The organism is Companilactobacillus bobalius (assembly GCF_002179915.1).
Lineage (GTDB): Bacteria > Bacillota > Bacilli > Lactobacillales > Lactobacillaceae > Companilactobacillus > Companilactobacillus bobalius.
Genome location: NZ_MYFM01000001.1, coordinates 160093 through 175183, shown reverse-complemented (window position 1 = coordinate 175183; position 15091 = coordinate 160093). Strand labels below are relative to the sequence as shown.

Sequence of the window (15091 nt, the reverse complement as noted above, 5' to 3'; positions counted from 1 at the left end):
TTTATCCCTCGATTTTTTTCAATTCTTCGGCTAAGTTTTCTAATGATACGCTGACTTGTTCGCCAGTTGCCATATTTTTAACATTGGCTGTATCATTTTCTAACTCTGTATCACCAATAGTTACAGTGTATTTAGCATTCAAATTATTGGCTGTCTTGAATTGAGCTTTGATTTTTCTTTGTAGATAATCTTTATCTGCAACAAAACCTGCTTTACGCAAGTTAGAAAGAATCTTCACTGAAGCACGTTCAGCTTTGTCCCCAATTGTTACTAAGTAAACATCCAAATCATTTTGACTAGGAATGTCTTCGTCCTTAAGCAACAACATTAAACGTTCCACACCAAGTCCAAATCCGATACCTGGTGTTTCTGGTCCACCAAGTTCTTCAACAAGGCCATTGTAACGACCACCAGCCAAAACAGTGATTTCTTTGTTGTCGAATGCAGGATCAGTTACCATGAATTCAAAAATAGTATGGTTATAATAATCAAGTCCACGAACCATTGTTGGATCAATTTCGTAATTTACATCAAGATCATCCAATAATGATTGTAGATATTCAAAGCGTTCCTTAGAAGCATCATTCAAATAGTCCAAGATAGATGGTGCATTAGCAACAATTTTCTTATCTTCTGCATCCTTGCTATCAAGAATACGTAATGGATTCTTTTCCAAACGAACTTTCGAGTCATCGCTCAATTGGTCTTTAAATGGTGTGAAGTAGTCGACTAAAGCTTTATGATAAGCTGCACGTGACTCTGGATCTCCTAATGAGTTCAAAGCCACCTTCAAATTCTTGATTCCTAAACGATTCAAGAACTCTAGACCTACAGTAATAATTTCAGCATCTAATTCAGGAGAATCTGAACCAAAAGCTTCAACCCCAATTTGATGGAATTGACGTTGACGACCAGATTGTGGACGTTCATATCTAAACATTGGACCCTTGTACCAAACTTTGTAAGGTTTGATATGTTCCGGTCCATATAACTTATTTTCAACATAAGCACGAACAACACCGGCTGTTCCCTCAGGTCTCAAAGCAATATGTCTATCACCTTTATCTTTAAAGTCATACATTTCTTTTGAAACGATATCAGATGTATCACCTGACGAACGTTCAAAAACTTCATATGATTCAAAGATTGGTGTTCTGATTTCAGAAAAACGATACTTATTAAAAGTATCTTGGGCAACAGATTCTACATATTGCCATTTTTCTGATTCTCCAGGCAAAATGTCCATTGTCCCTTTTGGTTTTTGATAACGCATAAAATCCTCCTTAATAAAAAAACACCCCTGTCTAATTCAGACAAGGGTGCTCTTTTGCACGGTACCACCTAGTATTTTTGCTGCAGTTAACGCCTGCCAAACGATTAGAAACGTCACGCAATCAATTACTATCTGTTCTCAGCAGCCAGATTCTCTGTAAGGTAATTATCTGATTTCGAATATATTTATAAACTATCCGAAATAGCCTTTAAAGTCAAGGTAGATTTGGAATTTATTGGGAATATGTGAAAAATTATTCCCTCTTCTACGAAGTTTTTCCAAAAAATTCACATTGTATCTTTCAAGTTAGCGCTTTTTTCAGTAATATATACATATAGTAGTATCGGTAAATTAGACTACAAAGGAATCAGTTAAATGAAAAAAATAATTAAATTATTCATTAAAAACCGGATTCTTGTTGCTATTTTGTTATTACTTGCCTTGTCGAGTTGGTCAACGGTTGCTTTAGCTAGTGCTAACTCGGTCGTCGTTCAGTCGAACTCAGTTAATGTTCGTGTTGGACCCGGACTTGCCTACGCTAATATGGGTCAAGTTAAAAAAGGTGACAAACTAGCTATCCTAGCTGAAAAAAACAAATGGTATCAAGTAAGATTATCCGGAGATAAAATCGGCTGGATTGCCAGCTGGCTAATTGATAATACCGAAGTAAGTTCAGCCACTAATAAAGTGGGCATTGTCAAAGTACCGAACACAACTGTTTTCAAAAATGCAGATGCTAATAGTAACGTTCTCGGAACAATCGAACAATCGGAGAAGGTTACTATCATGTATCAAGAACAAGATTGGACACAGATCTTGTATAACGGTACTGCTGGTTGGGTTAAATCCAACTTTATCCAAGGAACTCAGAAAACTTCTGGATCCTCAAATACTTCTGATAATGATATTAAGACAGTGACTGTCACACAACCAAATACTAAAGTTAGAATTGAGCCAGATCAAAATGGACGTGTTGTTAAATCCGTTAAAGTTGGTAAGAAATTCGACTATTTAAGTAAAGATGGCAAATGGTACAAAGTCCGTGATTCTGATGGTACTGTTGGTTATGTTGCCAGTTGGGTTGTAACTATTTCAGGAACTAAGAGTGCCGTTAAATCAGCAGCTACAAATATTTCTGAAGCTACAATCGTTTTGGATCCTGGTCATGGTGGCAACGACTCTGGTGCTGAATCAAAGAAAGACACATTTGAAAAGAACTTTACTCTCAAATATGCCAAAGCCATTAAACAACAACTTGAAAAAACTGGTGCTCGTGTTGTCATGACTCGTTCCGGTGATGATAGTAAATCACTTGGTGAACGTGCCCGTCTCTCCAGCAAGATTCAAGCCGATGCTTTTATCAGTTTGCATTTTGATTCTAGTGCCCAAGCTAATTCTGGCTCTGGCGTCACAACTTATTACTATAATCACAATAAAGATGGTAAATTGGCTGATGACATTAATAGTCAATTGAAGGGCTTGTCTATTGGCAGTCGTGGTACTGCTCAAAAGGATTTGTATGTTTTGCATTATAACAGTCAACCTTCTATCTTAATCGAACTAGGTTATATCAACTCAACCAGTGACTATAAGTACATTAATTCTGATAAATACCGTGAACAAGTGGCCCAAGATGTCACAAATGGTTTAAAAGAATATTTCAAATAAATTAAAAAGAAAGCTCTTTCAATCTAATTAATGATTGAGAGAGTTTTTTTGGTATAGTAAAAGAAAACACTAAAGAAGACATCAAAATGAAAATATACTTAATTCGCCACTCAGAACCAGATTTTTCCCAAGTCGATGCTGCAGGTTACACAGGATTAGCACGTGACCTCACCAGATTGACGCCAAAAGGTATCGAGATTGCTGACAAAGCTGCGCAAGACCCTGCTTTTAATGAAATTCAAATGTTACTGATCTCCCCTTACACTCGAACTATGCAGACAGCACAAGAGATTTTAAAATATCATCAAATTCCCAACCAAGTCGAACTGTTACTTCATGAATGGCGTCCTGATAAATCTGGTAAAATGGATGTCACTGAAAAACAGCTAGCTTTAGCTTACAAAGATTATTTAAATGGCACTCACAAATCAGATTTGGACTTTGAAACACGTGAGGAAGTTATGCAACGAGTCAATTCCGTTTTTGACCGCTATAAGGATAAATACTCTTGCATCGGCTGTGTTACTCATGGTGGCGTGATGACTCAATACACAGGTGACCGCATGACTCCTTTCTGCGGAATTTACGAAATTAATTACAAGTAAGTCATTTAATATAATTTTAATTTTGTTATAATACCTTTAATGAATCACTGAGGGGACCTTTTATATGCGTAATTTTAAAAACTTACTAACTAAAAAAAGCACCGCTGAATTGTATGATCAAGATGGCAAATTGCCTAAGTTATTCAGAACTTATAATAAACGACAATATTTTGAATTATTTATCGGTTTGGCTACATTGATGATTCGAGGAGTTGGAATCTTATTTCTAGTCGCTTCTCTACTGGATCTTTATGTCTTTTCCTACGTACTGAACGTTCGAAACCTTGACACCGGTAAAACCTTTCTCATGGACAAACCTGAATGGAAGAAATATCGTCAACAGTACAAAAAAATAACTGAAGAATAAGGAGTAATTTCTTATGAAAGTTTATTTAATTCGTCATTCAGAAACAGATTTTTCACAGGTCGATAGTCATAACTACGTTGGTTATGGTCGTGACCTTAGCCGTATCACACCTAATGGTATTAAAATTGCTCAAAATGCTGCTAAGAATCCAATTTTCAATGATATCCAACTACTTTTAATTTCTCCATATACTCGAACGATGGAAACAGCTTTAGAAATAGTCAAACAACATCCCACTATTCCTACACAAGTAGAATTATTACTTCACGAATGGCGTCCTGATAAGCCCGGTCGAAAATTAGAAAATTACGAACAATTGAAACAAATTCATAATGATTATCTAAATGGTACTCATTTATCAGGTTTCGACTATGAAACAGGTCCAGAAATAATTGATCGTGTTAGTTCAGTACTCGACAAGTATAAAGATAAATATGATTGCATTGGTTGTGTTACCCATGGTCAAGTTATTCGCTGGATGACAGGTATGGATATGACTTCCAGCATACCGTACTGTGGTATTTATCAAATAAATTACTAATAATGCAAAACAGCATCTATTTAGGATAAAATGCACTCGCACAAAAATTAACGATTCTGTGCCCACGCTCCTAAATAGATGCTGTATTTTTATTCAAAAAAACTATTTACTCGTTTGTACTAGTGTGAATACAACTACTCAATACTAATCTAATTTCCTCTAAATCATCTTTCTTCAATTGATCAGCCTCTTTAATCTTTTTCATTAATTCTGACAATTGGTTTCTTTCTGATTCATTGTCTAAATCTAATTCATGTCCATTTTGACGTAAGAAGAAATCCAAAGCCACTAAGGCCGTCTGTTGATTGTATTTCTCAAAAATATCATCACAGATCATTGTGCAAATTAAGTGTGTTGCATAGAGTTCCAAATCGTTAAACTGATTTAAAAATTCAAGATTACTCTTTAATCTTTTTTCACTAAAAACAATCTCATCGCCAGATTCAATTTGTAAATGCAATGCCACAATTTGATCATACGTTAATTTTACTAATTCAGTATCCAAAGATATATCCTCATTATCTATATTTTTTATTAGAATAACACATTCCCTAAGCATGTGATAGCAATGGAAACATCAACTTCTTATCAGAAAATAAATTTTCAGCAGTACGATAAACAAATAAAGTTTCATCATTTTCTTCACGTACATGAAATTGCAAATCCTTGATTACTGGTGTGAAGCCTAACTGAACAGTCGTTTCTTTACTAACTAATTGACTCAAAATAGCTTGTAATGAATGTTGTGTCGAGCCAAAAACATCCCAACACGTAAAAATCGATTCATCCTGTTCTGCCACCACTATAACCTGATTTCGTTCAGAATAATATAGATTATTTCTTAGAAAACCATCACAATAAAACATCAATAGACCGTAATTATCATCCATTGAAAAAGCAGAATATGGATTCGATTGCTTATAAAAGAGCTGTAACAATTTCCTATCAGAATTACTTTTCATACTCAACCGGCGAAAGTCTCCAGCAGTTGGCTGAACAGTTATCTGGCGCTGATACTCTTTGGCTTCAATAAAATCGAATTTAGGATAAAAATCTAATACCGAATCATTAGCAAAAAGATAAATTGCATCAACTTTAGACTTCCAATCACCCAACACAGTCTTTATCAGCTTCCTAGATAAGCCCTGATACCGATACTTCTCGTTAGTCATAACCGTTCCAATTTGAAGATACTGTCTTCTTTGTCCTCTCCAAGAAAAGTCCATCAAATTTACTGAAACATTAGCTACCACTTGATTATGATCAACTATACAGTATGGAATATAATTATTTGACCAATACCCTTTTTTATACCAATCCTGAAAAGATAAATCAAAAGTTGACTTAGCCAAATCCATAAAACTATTTCTCAACGGCAAATCATCTCGCACTTGCCTAATCAATTGATAAGTCATTTTATCCTCCAAAAAATAAAAAACTCGACCAATTCAAGATCAGTCGAGATTTTATATTTAAATAATTTTTTCAATTTCTAATAAATCACTAACTCGATTCTCATAATCAAAATCCACTTCTTGATCATTGAGTAAAATAGTATGGGCGCCAACACCCTTACCAAATTTAACATCAATTTCTCGATCACCAACTACCCAAAGATCATCTTTCGATAAGCCATATTTTTCTATCAAATATTCTAGCATCTCTGGATTAGGTTTACGTTTATATCCATTTTCAACACTAATAATTTCTTTGAAATAGTGTTCAATACCCAATGATTTGGCTAAATCGTAGATAGATTGATCACGATGTGTCACAATAAATTGCATATAATGTTTTTCATCGCAATACTTCAAAACATTCTTAATGTGAGGAACCAACGTGATTTTATCATGATATTCTTTTTCATATCGATGATAAACACTATAAAATAAGTCGACCGCTTGCTTAAGATCCTCTTGATCCTTTAACAATTCAGTTACGAATTGACGAACTGAAGTCTTCTTTGATTCCTTAAAAATAGTATCTTTTGACAAACTAATATCGAAATTTTCTCGTAGTGATCTCTGAGTAGCAGACACAATTCCCGGATAACCATTAGCAATCGTGTCATCAAAATCCCAAACAATACTTTTCATCATTTATCGCTCCATTAAAATAGTTACTGGTCCATCATTTGTGAGTGATACTTGCATATCGGCTCCAAACTCACCAGTTTCAACTTTTAGATCATAATCTCTCAAAGCTTGATTGAATTGATCGTACTTTTTGCTAGAAGTTTCAAAATTACCAGCTCCCGTAAAACTTGGTCGATTACCATGTTTGGTATCGGCGTACAAAGTAAATTGCGAGATCGACAAAATTGACCCTTTTACATCTTTTATTGATAAATTCATTTTATCATCTGTGTCTGAAAATATCCTCATATTAGCTATCTTGCGTGCCATATAATTAATAGTTTCATCGTTGTCTTCGTCCGCAAAAGCTACTAACAAACAAAATCCTTGATCAATTTGACCAAGGATTTTTTGATCTACAGTAACTTTAGCTTCAGAAACTCGTTGTATTACAACTTTCATCTAAGCTACCGTCCTCTTTATCTCATAAACATTTTGGATGTTCTTCAATTTAGAAATGATGTTATCCAAATGTTCCTTGTTATTAACACCAATACTGACATGAACAATTGCCATCTTCTCTTTATCTAGACGACCAATAACATTATTAAGGGTATTCGTATTTGAATTGATGACTTGTAAAACTTCATTGATCAATCCATTACGATTAAAGGCATAAATATCCAATTCAGCTGTATAACGTTTTTCTTTCGTAACGTTATCCCAACTAACATCAATAAAACGACTCTTAGCCTCTTCACTCTGAACATTTGGACAATCAGCACGATGAATCGTCAAACCACGTCCCTTAGTGATGTAACCGACAATATCATCCCCAGGAATAGGACTACAACACTTTGCCAAACGAATCAATAAATTATCGATTCCCTGAACCGAAATACTATTATTAGCATTATTACGTTCTTTTTGAAGCTTAGGACTTTCAGTTTGTGGTTGCTTAGGTTTCTCATCTGTCTCAGTGATAACCTGATCTTCAAGTTCCTTCTTTTCAGCTTCACGTTTCTTTTCAGGATCTTCGTTTAAGAGTTTATGTACCACGTTAATTGGTGAAAGCTCACCATAGCCAACCGCATTGAACAACTCATCAGGTTCAGTGTAGTTAAAAATCTTCATTGCAATTTCCAAATGTTTCTTATCAAGATACTTCTTACCTGATAAGGAACGATTCTTTAATTCCTCTTCAATCTGTTCGCGACCTAGGACAATATTTTCTTCACGATCTTTTGTTCTAAAGTAACGTTTGATCTTGTTTCTAGCACGAGAAGTGAAGACAACATTCACCCAGTCACGACTTGGCGAAGAACTGGAATTAGTCAACATTTCAACTATGTCGCCATTCTTCAATTGATAATTTAAAGGCACCATTCTGCCATTGATCTTAGCACCAATTGAATGATTTCCGACTTCAGTATGAACTTGATAAGCAAAATCCAAAGTAACCGCACCCTTTGGCAATTCAATAACTTCACCTTCCGGTGTGAACACATAGACGCGATCATTGAAAATTTCACCTTTAACCGACCTCATAAAGTCAGAAGCATTGTCAGAATTCTCCTGTAATTCAAGAATTTCACGGAAGACATCGATTTTTTGTTCATCGTCATCCAAGTGAACTCCCTCAAAATTACCTTCTTTATAAGCCCAGTGAGCCGCAACACCATATTCAGCAACTTGATGCATCGCAAAAGTTCTAATCTGAACTTCTAGTGGCTGTCCACCAGGTCCAATAATTGTGGTATGCAATGATTGATAGCCATTAGCCTTAGGTACGGCAATATAATCCTTGAAACGACCGGGAATTGGTTTCCACTTAGAGTGAATTGAGCCTAAAACAGCGTAACAGTCCTTTACTGACTCGACCACAATTCGGATAGCCAACAAATCATACAACTCGGAGAACTGCTTATGCTTATCACGCATCTTCTTATAAATAGAATAAATATGCTTAGGACGACCATAAATATCATACTTAATATTCAAAGCGTCAACATTCTTCTTAATGTAATCAATAGCCTCGGCGATATAAGCTTCACGTTGATCACGTTTACTATTCATCAAATGAACAATCCGGTAATATTGTTGCGGATTAATATAGTGAAGTGAAAGATCTTCTAGTTCCCATTTAATCTTACTAATACCTAAACGATCAGCCAATGGAGCATAGATCTCCAAAGTCTCATTAGCAATACGACGTTGTTTGTCAGGACGTAAAGCTTTAAGTGTTCTCATATTATGCAAACGATCAGCCAACTTAACCATAATGACACGCAAATCTTTAGCTGTTGCCAATAACATCTTACGGTGATTTTCAGCTAAAAGTTCCTGATGTGAATGATATTTATATTTACTGATTTTAGTTACGCCATCAACGATAGTAGCTACTTGATCTCCAAATAACTCACGAACATCCCCTAACGTGATATTTGTATCTTCGACAACATCATGCAAATATCCAGCAGCGACTGTATAAGGATCCATTTTTAAAGAAGCCAAGATTTGAGCGACTTGTGTTGGGTGAATAATATATGGCTCACCAGTGGCACGTTTTTGTTCTTTATGAACGTAGGCCGCAAAATTATAAGCCTTGTTAACAAACTCAACATGATCATCATTCATATAACCACGACAAATATCTAAAACTTCTTCTGGCGTATAATCCTTAATTTTTTTCATTGAATTCACCCCGCTACAATAAAAAGCACTCAATGAGTGCTTTTTTAATTTATATATTATTATGAGTATTTTATAGTCAAATTACAAATCGTTTTACCGAAATATTGAAAATTACTATAAGTCTATTATATAACAATAGTCCACAATCATATGACTGTGGACTATTTAATTTGGAACTATTTTTGTTCATCTTCAAACAAGAAATATATCAAGATACTTAATACCAAATATATTCCAGCTAAGAAATAGCCATATCTTCCATACTTTACAAAAACACTGATAACAAAAACTACTGGAAAGATGACTAAATTATAGAAAGACAATCCATATTTTCTTGAAAACCAACCAATAAAGCCAGCAAACAAAATATTAATGATAAAGAATAGCCAAATAATACGATTTGTTCTACCTAAATGAAACAAATTAAACAAAATTGGCATAATAAAAACCAAAACAATAGAGATCAAAGTGATATAAGTCGTTTTCGACTTTTCAACCATTTTCCAAATATTTTTCACGTTCTATTTCCTCATTTTACTGTTAATTCATATTTATATGATAGCACTGATAGAAAGTACATGGGTGCTGTTTCTGCACGCATGATTCTTGGTCCTAATCCAACCGATAGGAATTCCTGTTGATTCAAGAAATCAACTTCATCGGGAGCAAAACCACCTTCAGGTCCAAACGTACACATAATTGATTTTGGTTCTTTTTGTAAAGTTTGCGCTAAAAGACTGATTTCTCCCTTTTTAGCTGATTCTTCATAGGCAATTAAGTTGGTATCTTCTTTCATATCAACCAATTTATCTAGCTTATCAAGATAAACTACTTCTGGAATGATTCTTCTCTTAGATTGTTGTGCAGCATTTTTAGCAATTTCTTGTAAACGAACTAACTTCTTTTCAACGACATTATTCTTCCAATGCATAATAGAATACTTTGAGTTGAAAAAAATAATCTTCTTAGCACCTAATTCGGTTGCTTTTTGAGTGATCCATTCAACTTTATCCTTTTTGGACAATGAACAAGCTATTGTTACCCCAATTGGTAATTCAGTTGTAGAACGATTGTCTTTTTCAATTGCTACTGTCAAATTAGAATTATCATTATCAATTTCTGTAACAGTGGCCTTAAAGAGACTTTCAGTATTATCTACTAAATAAACCACATCGCCTACTTTGTGACGTAAAACTTTGACGATATGTTTGTAACTTTCTAAATCATTAATAACAAACTTATCTTCTTCAATTGTTTCTTTAACGAAGTATTGCTCCATCTTCTGCCTCGAATTCCTCTTTTCTTCTGCAAATTAGAGTTGACCAGCCTTTGAGGTGGAAAACCTCTAATACAACAAATCCACGTTCTGCCATCTTTTCAGTGATTAACGCTTCTTTTTCATTAATAATACCAGATAAAATTACAAATCCGTTATCATTTAAATGAGAATCAATTTGCGGAATAAATTGCAAGATGACATCAGCCAACATATTAGCAACGATCACATCTACTTTTCCATCAACACCATCTAATAATGAATTCTCAAAAACTTCAATATCTTCGCATCCAGGATTTAATTGAATGTTTTCTTTAGCTGCTTTAACCGCAACTGGGTCAAGATCGAACGCCTGAATATCCTTTACACCTAATTGTCGAGCCTGAATCGACAAAATACCTGAACCAGTTCCGACATCATAAAGTGACTTGGCATCGCCTAAAATCAATTCTAAAGCTTGCATACAAGAATACGTTGTTGGATGTGTTCCTGTCCCAAAGGACTTGCCTGGATCCATGACAATGATATGTTCATCTGCATGTTTAGGTTGGTAATCGACCCAATTAGGAACAACTGTCAAATAGCGACTAATCTTAACTGGATGATAATACTTTTCCCATTCATTTTGCCAGCTACTATCGTCTAACTCACTGACAGAAACTTCAACACCATTGATATTAAAACCAAATTGCGTCAATTTATTAATTTGTTGTTGTAATTCATTAACAATCTTTTCATCATATGTATCTTCATCAAAATAGGAATTAATTTTTGTTTTTACATCTTTATTTTCATCATCGACCATTTCCGTTCCATTAGCACCAACGCGCATGAAAACTTCGGAAATAATTTCAGGGTCGAAATCATTTGGTATTGCAACTGTTACTTTTTTCCAAATCATAGTGTTCCTCCATTAGTAATAAGATTACTAAAATTCGACCATAAAAAAAAGACGTTTAGCAGCTTAATTTGCTAAAAGTCCAATTGCATTCATAAATTCTATTTCTTTTTGATGAATTTTTCGTTTGGCTTGCTCTAACTTAATATGATCAATTCGGTTGCGGTCGGTATCCAAGCAACTTATAGCATCAATCACTTCCACCAAATAATCATTAAGTTTCTCTGTTAGTTGACTATTTTCCAGGTGATATTTTGCAATATAACTCTCACATAGATCAATAAAGCGATGAACATTTGAAATGTAATTATCGGCTAAGCGAGAATAAGTTTCATAACGCAAAGCTTCTCCCCTTTCAATTACTTTCATTGTCTTGAAATGTTCTGTAAAGACCTCCCGATATGTCAGAAAACGATCCAATAAAACATTTGTTTCTAATAAGCGATAATTATTATTAATAGCTCCCATGATTACACCTCACTTCGTTTTCAATATAATATCATATGTTTTTGTTTATGAAAAGCATTAGTTTTAATTAATAAAGAAACTTATAAAAAAAAACAATCCTTATTTCTCGGATTGTTCCTTTTTGTCAACGACCATCTTACGTAAAGATTCATTGTTTTTAAATAATTTTTGAGCCTCAGATAATTTTTTAGGACTATTCTTAATTTCTTGTGAAATTTTACTAAAATCATTTTCGGCAGGATCTTCTTGATGTTTTTTAAACAAACTCATACTAATCGCTCCTTATCCTGTTGCTTAATTATATAACAATAGCTTTAAAATAAAACAATCTTTTTATGCCAACAATTCTTGATTGCTTTCAAAAATTAATAGCTTTGTTATTATATACTAAGTAAGAGTTAAGTTTTAGGGATTGGTGACGAAAAAATGAGTAAAAAGAAGAAAATACAAAAAACATTAGTAGAAAAAATTCTGGATAAGAAAAAAGTTGATTATGAACCTATGACCTTTGCAACTGAAACCGACGGTGATACTCAAGAGTTGGTTACTGATGAAAGTACGCGCGACGGTTATAAAATTTACAAGACATTAGTTCTGACTGGTAATAAGACTGGCCCACTAGTTGGCATGTTGCCATTAGATAAACATCTAAGCTACAAGAAATTAGCTAAGATCTCTGGTAATAAAAAAGTTGGCATGGTTCCCCTTAAAGACTTGATTAAAACCAGTGGATTTGAACATGGTGCTAACAGTCCTGTCGGCATCCGTTCACTGCACAATTATCCTATCTACTTCTCCAAAGAAGCTGACGAAGCTGAAAAGATCATCGTATCTGCTGGGAAAGTTGGTCAATCCTTACTAGTTGAACCTCACGACTTGGCTAAAGCCGTTGATGCCGAATTTGGTGATTTTGCGGTTGATAATCCAGAATAACAAAAAAGCCGAGATGAATATCATCTCGACTAGATAATTTATAAAATTATTATGCAGCTTTTTGTTTTAAATTAGCAATTGCTTTTTGAATGGTTGTACCGTTACCATAACGATTGCTATCATTAATATCAACTGCTGTGAATAATTGATCGTTTAGATCTAATAGAATTCTGTATTTCATAATTATTCACGCCTCCTTTATGTTCCGTGTTTCTTATAGAGGGTAGCGACTGTGGATTATAATACAGGCTATAGAATTTAAAGTCAACCAAAGTGTCTCACTTGACTTTAAATCAATTATGAATAAGAATTGTCTTACAATAAAAAAGGAGAATTCAATGAACAATATTTGGAAGTATGTTTTAGGCTTCTTTATAGCCTTGCTACTATTTTCGTTTTTCATTCATATAATTTTACCATTGGTCGTTATCTTGGCTATTATTGGTGGAATTCACTACCTATACAAGAAACACCAAAGGGACAAATATACCCCTGAGGGACGTAAAAAAGTTAATTAAAAATACATTTTAAAAACAAACAAATCCCACTGCAATAGCTGTACAAGGCTACTACAATGGGATCTTTTTATTTCTCTACTTTATCAACATCAGATGTAGCCGCAATCAAAAGTAATACTGCCCCTGCTACCGCTGCCGAAATCAGGTTGGAATTGCTGAACCACTTAAAGATAAAACCTAATACTGCAATAACTAATAGCAAAATTCCCAACCAAAGGTCTAATTTCATTAATAATTTCATTTAATACATCCCTTTTATTATTATTTTCAAATAAAGAATACTAAAATAGTAAGTGAAACATTTATTAAGAACATTATACATTATCTTGGAGGATTAAAAATGGACAAAGCACAAAGACTCAGTGTTCTAGATGACTTAATCAAACTAGAGACAGTTAATGATCGTGAAGAAATCGTCGCTAACTATCTTAAAGATTTATTTGAAAAACATGGTATCAACGTTGAATTAAATAAATACGCCGATAATCGTTATAATCTAATTGCAACCATCAAAAATAATGATGGCCCTATCCTTGGCTTTACTGGTCACGAAGATGTTGTCGCAACAGTTGATGACAGTAAGTGGAATTACGGACCATTCAATCCTAAACATATCGATGGTAAAATTTTTGGTCGTGGCTCTTCTGATATGAAGAGTGGTCTTGCCGGTCTTGCCATCGCTTTGATTGAACTAAATGATGATCCTAATTTTAACGGAAATATCAAGTTCATTGCAACTGTCGGTGAAGAAGTTGGAGAAATTGGTTCCGAAAAACTTGCTAAAGAAGGCTATGCTGATGACTTAAATGCCCTTGTTGTTGGTGAACCAAGTAACTCTTCTTCCCGTCTAGTTATGGAACAATTGATTGACAACGGATTAGTTGAAACTAATGGTGCTAAACCTGAAACTAGAATTGCAGCTTTTTGTGCCCATAAAGGATCAGTTACATATAAAGTTGTTTCACATGGTAAAGCTGCTCACAGTTCAATGCCTGAAGTGGGAATCAATGCCTTAGACAACTTAATTACCTACTATAATAAACAAGCTGAATACTTCAAGAATTTAGTAGTTACCGAGGATGACGTTCTTGGTACAACTAAACCATCAGTAACTGTTATGAATGCCGGTAAACAAGAAAATACTATTCCAGATTATGCAGAAATGACAGTTAAAATCAGAACAATTCCTGAATATGGTAATGACAAAATCATTTCCGAATTAAAAGATATGATCGACAAGATGAACCAAGAGAATCCACGTATGAATCTTGAATTTCAATTGAAGAGTAGCAACTGGCCCGTTAAGACTGATATCAATTCAGACTTCATTCAATTAGTGCGTGATAGCTATAAAGATGTGCTTGGTGTCAACATTTTGACCGTAGGTGCACCTGGTGGTACTGATGCTTCTAAGTTTGTTCAAGCTAACCACGATTTGGATGTCGTTGTTGCCGGACCTGGTAATGAAAGTGCTCATCAAATTAATGAATTTGTCTTTGAAGACGACTATTTGCAATATATTGATATCTACAAGACTCTTGCTGAAAAGTATTTTGCTTAATCCATTTAAAATGTACTTTATATTACAAAAAACTACTAACCTATAAATTTTTGAGGGTTAGTAGTTTTTTTATCTAAATAGGATACTTTTTCATGACAGTCCTTAGTTATGATTTTCATGTTTTATTTTAATATCGAAAAGCAATAACTTATATTTTGTAAATTCTGAAGTATTCATATTTTTTCCTGCCTAATTCCTTTATTTGACTTGGTTG

20 protein-coding genes are annotated in these 15091 nt (G+C 34.2%); 7 read left to right on the top strand and 13 right to left on the bottom strand.

Annotated features, from left to right (window positions below; genetic code table 11):
* Position 1: 1 nt before the first annotated feature.
* Positions 2–1273: a histidine--tRNA ligase gene (gene hisS, locus LKACC16343_RS00895; RefSeq protein WP_056952658.1), complete on the bottom strand. Its 1272-nt coding sequence runs from the start codon at positions 1271–1273 to the stop codon at positions 2–4.
* 375 nt (positions 1274–1648) lie between these two features.
* On the opposite strand from hisS, the gene LKACC16343_RS00890 reads away from it, so the two are divergent.
* The 4 genes from LKACC16343_RS00890 (at position 1649) to LKACC16343_RS00875 (ending at position 4454) form a co-directional block, all read left to right on the top strand.
* The gene (locus LKACC16343_RS00890; RefSeq protein ID WP_056952660.1) at positions 1649–2941 is read left to right on the top strand and encodes an N-acetylmuramoyl-L-alanine amidase; all 1293 of its coding nucleotides are present in this window, start codon (positions 1649–1651) and stop codon (positions 2939–2941) included.
* An 86-nt stretch (positions 2942–3027) separates the two neighbouring features.
* Positions 3028–3546 carry a histidine phosphatase family protein gene (locus tag LKACC16343_RS00885; RefSeq protein ID WP_082604531.1) on the top strand — a complete coding sequence of 173 codons (519 nt, stop codon included), beginning with the start codon at positions 3028–3030 and terminating at the stop codon, positions 3544–3546.
* 64 nt (positions 3547–3610) lie between these two features.
* Entirely contained in the window at positions 3611–3913 is a 303-nt protein-coding gene (locus LKACC16343_RS00880; RefSeq protein ID WP_056952662.1) for a hypothetical protein, read from the top strand.
* Positions 3914–3926: 13 nt separating this feature from the next.
* Positions 3927–4454, top strand: coding sequence for a histidine phosphatase family protein (locus LKACC16343_RS00875; protein WP_082604532.1), 528 nt, complete (start codon positions 3927–3929; stop codon positions 4452–4454).
* Positions 4455–4560: 106 nt separating this feature from the next.
* Here the strand turns inward: LKACC16343_RS00875 and LKACC16343_RS00870 are convergent, their stop codons facing one another.
* From LKACC16343_RS00870 to LKACC16343_RS14245, 10 genes are all read right to left on the bottom strand, one after another.
* On the bottom strand, positions 4561–4959 hold the full coding sequence (locus LKACC16343_RS00870) for a hypothetical protein (protein ID WP_056952664.1): 399 nt from the start codon (positions 4957–4959) through the stop codon (positions 4561–4563).
* Positions 4960–5005: 46 nt separating this feature from the next.
* Positions 5006–5869 carry a GNAT family N-acetyltransferase gene (locus LKACC16343_RS00865; RefSeq protein ID WP_056952666.1) on the bottom strand — a complete coding sequence of 288 codons (864 nt, stop codon included), beginning with the start codon at positions 5867–5869 and terminating at the stop codon, positions 5006–5008.
* 57 nt (positions 5870–5926) lie between these two features.
* A complete protein-coding gene (locus tag LKACC16343_RS00860; protein WP_234032570.1) occupies positions 5927–6553 on the bottom strand; it encodes an HAD-IA family hydrolase in 627 nt (208 codons plus the stop codon).
* On the bottom strand, positions 6554–6991 hold the full coding sequence (gene dtd / locus LKACC16343_RS00855; protein ID WP_056952667.1) for a D-aminoacyl-tRNA deacylase: 438 nt from the start codon (positions 6989–6991) through the stop codon (positions 6554–6556). It lies immediately after the preceding gene.
* Positions 6992–9223: a RelA/SpoT family protein gene (locus LKACC16343_RS00850; protein ID WP_056952669.1), complete on the bottom strand. Its 2232-nt coding sequence runs from the start codon at positions 9221–9223 to the stop codon at positions 6992–6994.
* 176 nt (positions 9224–9399) lie between these two features.
* Positions 9400–9741, bottom strand: a complete 342-nt coding sequence (locus tag LKACC16343_RS00845) for a hypothetical protein (RefSeq protein ID WP_056952670.1) — start codon at positions 9739–9741, stop codon at positions 9400–9402.
* An 11-nt stretch (positions 9742–9752) separates the two neighbouring features.
* Entirely contained in the window at positions 9753–10502 is a 750-nt protein-coding gene (locus tag LKACC16343_RS00840; RefSeq protein ID WP_056952672.1) for an RsmE family RNA methyltransferase, read from the bottom strand.
* Positions 10483–11400 (bottom strand): 50S ribosomal protein L11 methyltransferase, encoded by a 918-nt coding sequence (gene prmA / locus LKACC16343_RS00835; protein ID WP_056952674.1) that lies wholly within the window; start codon positions 11398–11400, stop codon positions 10483–10485. The genes LKACC16343_RS00840 and prmA overlap by 20 nt, the downstream gene beginning before the upstream one ends.
* A 63-nt stretch (positions 11401–11463) precedes the next feature.
* Positions 11464–11865 (bottom strand): hypothetical protein, encoded by a 402-nt coding sequence (locus LKACC16343_RS00830; protein ID WP_056952677.1) that lies wholly within the window; start codon positions 11863–11865, stop codon positions 11464–11466.
* 99 nt (positions 11866–11964) lie between these two features.
* Positions 11965–12135 carry a hypothetical protein gene (locus LKACC16343_RS14245; RefSeq protein ID WP_169790146.1) on the bottom strand — a complete coding sequence of 57 codons (171 nt, stop codon included), beginning with the start codon at positions 12133–12135 and terminating at the stop codon, positions 11965–11967.
* Between the two features lie 156 nt (positions 12136–12291).
* Here LKACC16343_RS14245 and LKACC16343_RS00825 point away from each other — a divergent pair, with 156 nt between their 5' ends.
* The gene (locus LKACC16343_RS00825) at positions 12292–12798 is read left to right on the top strand and encodes an aminoacyl-tRNA deacylase (protein ID WP_056952678.1); all 507 of its coding nucleotides are present in this window, start codon (positions 12292–12294) and stop codon (positions 12796–12798) included.
* 49 nt (positions 12799–12847) lie between these two features.
* On the opposite strand, the gene LKACC16343_RS14465 is transcribed toward LKACC16343_RS00825, so the two are convergent.
* The gene (locus tag LKACC16343_RS14465) at positions 12848–12979 is read right to left on the bottom strand and encodes a hypothetical protein (protein WP_087721244.1); all 132 of its coding nucleotides are present in this window, start codon (positions 12977–12979) and stop codon (positions 12848–12850) included.
* Positions 12980–13136: 157 nt separating this feature from the next.
* Here LKACC16343_RS14465 and LKACC16343_RS00815 point away from each other — a divergent pair, with 157 nt between their 5' ends.
* Positions 13137–13316, top strand: a complete 180-nt coding sequence (locus LKACC16343_RS00815; RefSeq protein ID WP_056952680.1) for a hypothetical protein — start codon at positions 13137–13139, stop codon at positions 13314–13316.
* A 67-nt stretch (positions 13317–13383) separates the two neighbouring features.
* Here LKACC16343_RS00815 and LKACC16343_RS14240 read toward each other — a convergent pair whose 3' ends face one another.
* Positions 13384–13557, bottom strand: a complete 174-nt coding sequence (locus LKACC16343_RS14240; RefSeq protein ID WP_156638754.1) for a hypothetical protein — start codon at positions 13555–13557, stop codon at positions 13384–13386.
* A gap of 99 nt (positions 13558–13656) precedes the next feature.
* On the opposite strand from LKACC16343_RS14240, the gene LKACC16343_RS00810 reads away from it, so the two are divergent.
* A complete protein-coding gene (locus LKACC16343_RS00810) occupies positions 13657–14877 on the top strand; it encodes a M20/M25/M40 family metallo-hydrolase (RefSeq protein WP_056952682.1) in 1221 nt (406 codons plus the stop codon).
* The last annotated feature ends 214 nt before the right edge of the window (positions 14878–15091 follow it).

Coding starts and splice junctions, on each gene's coding strand:
- hisS (WP_056952658.1), bottom strand. CDS start 1,273: ATGCGTTATCAAAAACCAAAAGGGACAATGGACATTTTGCCTGGAGAA.
- LKACC16343_RS00890 (WP_056952660.1), top strand. CDS start 1,649: ATGAAAAAAATAATTAAATTATTCATTAAAAACCGGATTCTTGTTGCT.
- LKACC16343_RS00885 (WP_082604531.1), top strand. CDS start 3,028: ATGAAAATATACTTAATTCGCCACTCAGAACCAGATTTTTCCCAAGTC.
- LKACC16343_RS00880 (WP_056952662.1), top strand. CDS start 3,611: ATGCGTAATTTTAAAAACTTACTAACTAAAAAAAGCACCGCTGAATTG.
- LKACC16343_RS00875 (WP_082604532.1), top strand. CDS start 3,927: ATGAAAGTTTATTTAATTCGTCATTCAGAAACAGATTTTTCACAGGTC.
- LKACC16343_RS00865 (WP_056952666.1), bottom strand. CDS start 5,869: ATGACTTATCAATTGATTAGGCAAGTGCGAGATGATTTGCCGTTGAGA.
- LKACC16343_RS00860 (WP_234032570.1), bottom strand. CDS start 6,553: ATGATGAAAAGTATTGTTTGGGATTTTGATGACACGATTGCTAATGGT.
- dtd (WP_056952667.1), bottom strand. CDS start 6,991: ATGAAAGTTGTAATACAACGAGTTTCTGAAGCTAAAGTTACTGTAGAT.
- LKACC16343_RS00850 (WP_056952669.1), bottom strand. CDS start 9,223: ATGAAAAAAATTAAGGATTATACGCCAGAAGAAGTTTTAGATATTTGT.
- LKACC16343_RS00840 (WP_056952672.1), bottom strand. CDS start 10,502: ATGGAGCAATACTTCGTTAAAGAAACAATTGAAGAAGATAAGTTTGTT.
- prmA (WP_056952674.1), bottom strand. CDS start 11,400: ATGATTTGGAAAAAAGTAACAGTTGCAATACCAAATGATTTCGACCCT.
- LKACC16343_RS00830 (WP_056952677.1), bottom strand. CDS start 11,865: ATGGGAGCTATTAATAATAATTATCGCTTATTAGAAACAAATGTTTTA.
- LKACC16343_RS14245 (WP_169790146.1), bottom strand. CDS start 12,135: ATGAGTTTGTTTAAAAAACATCAAGAAGATCCTGCCGAAAATGATTTT.
- LKACC16343_RS00825 (WP_056952678.1), top strand. CDS start 12,292: ATGAGTAAAAAGAAGAAAATACAAAAAACATTAGTAGAAAAAATTCTG.
- LKACC16343_RS14465 (WP_087721244.1), bottom strand. CDS start 12,979: ATGAAATACAGAATTCTATTAGATCTAAACGATCAATTATTCACAGCA.
- LKACC16343_RS00815 (WP_056952680.1), top strand. CDS start 13,137: ATGAACAATATTTGGAAGTATGTTTTAGGCTTCTTTATAGCCTTGCTA.
- LKACC16343_RS14240 (WP_156638754.1), bottom strand. CDS start 13,557: ATGAAATTATTAATGAAATTAGACCTTTGGTTGGGAATTTTGCTATTA.
- LKACC16343_RS00810 (WP_056952682.1), top strand. CDS start 13,657: ATGGACAAAGCACAAAGACTCAGTGTTCTAGATGACTTAATCAAACTA.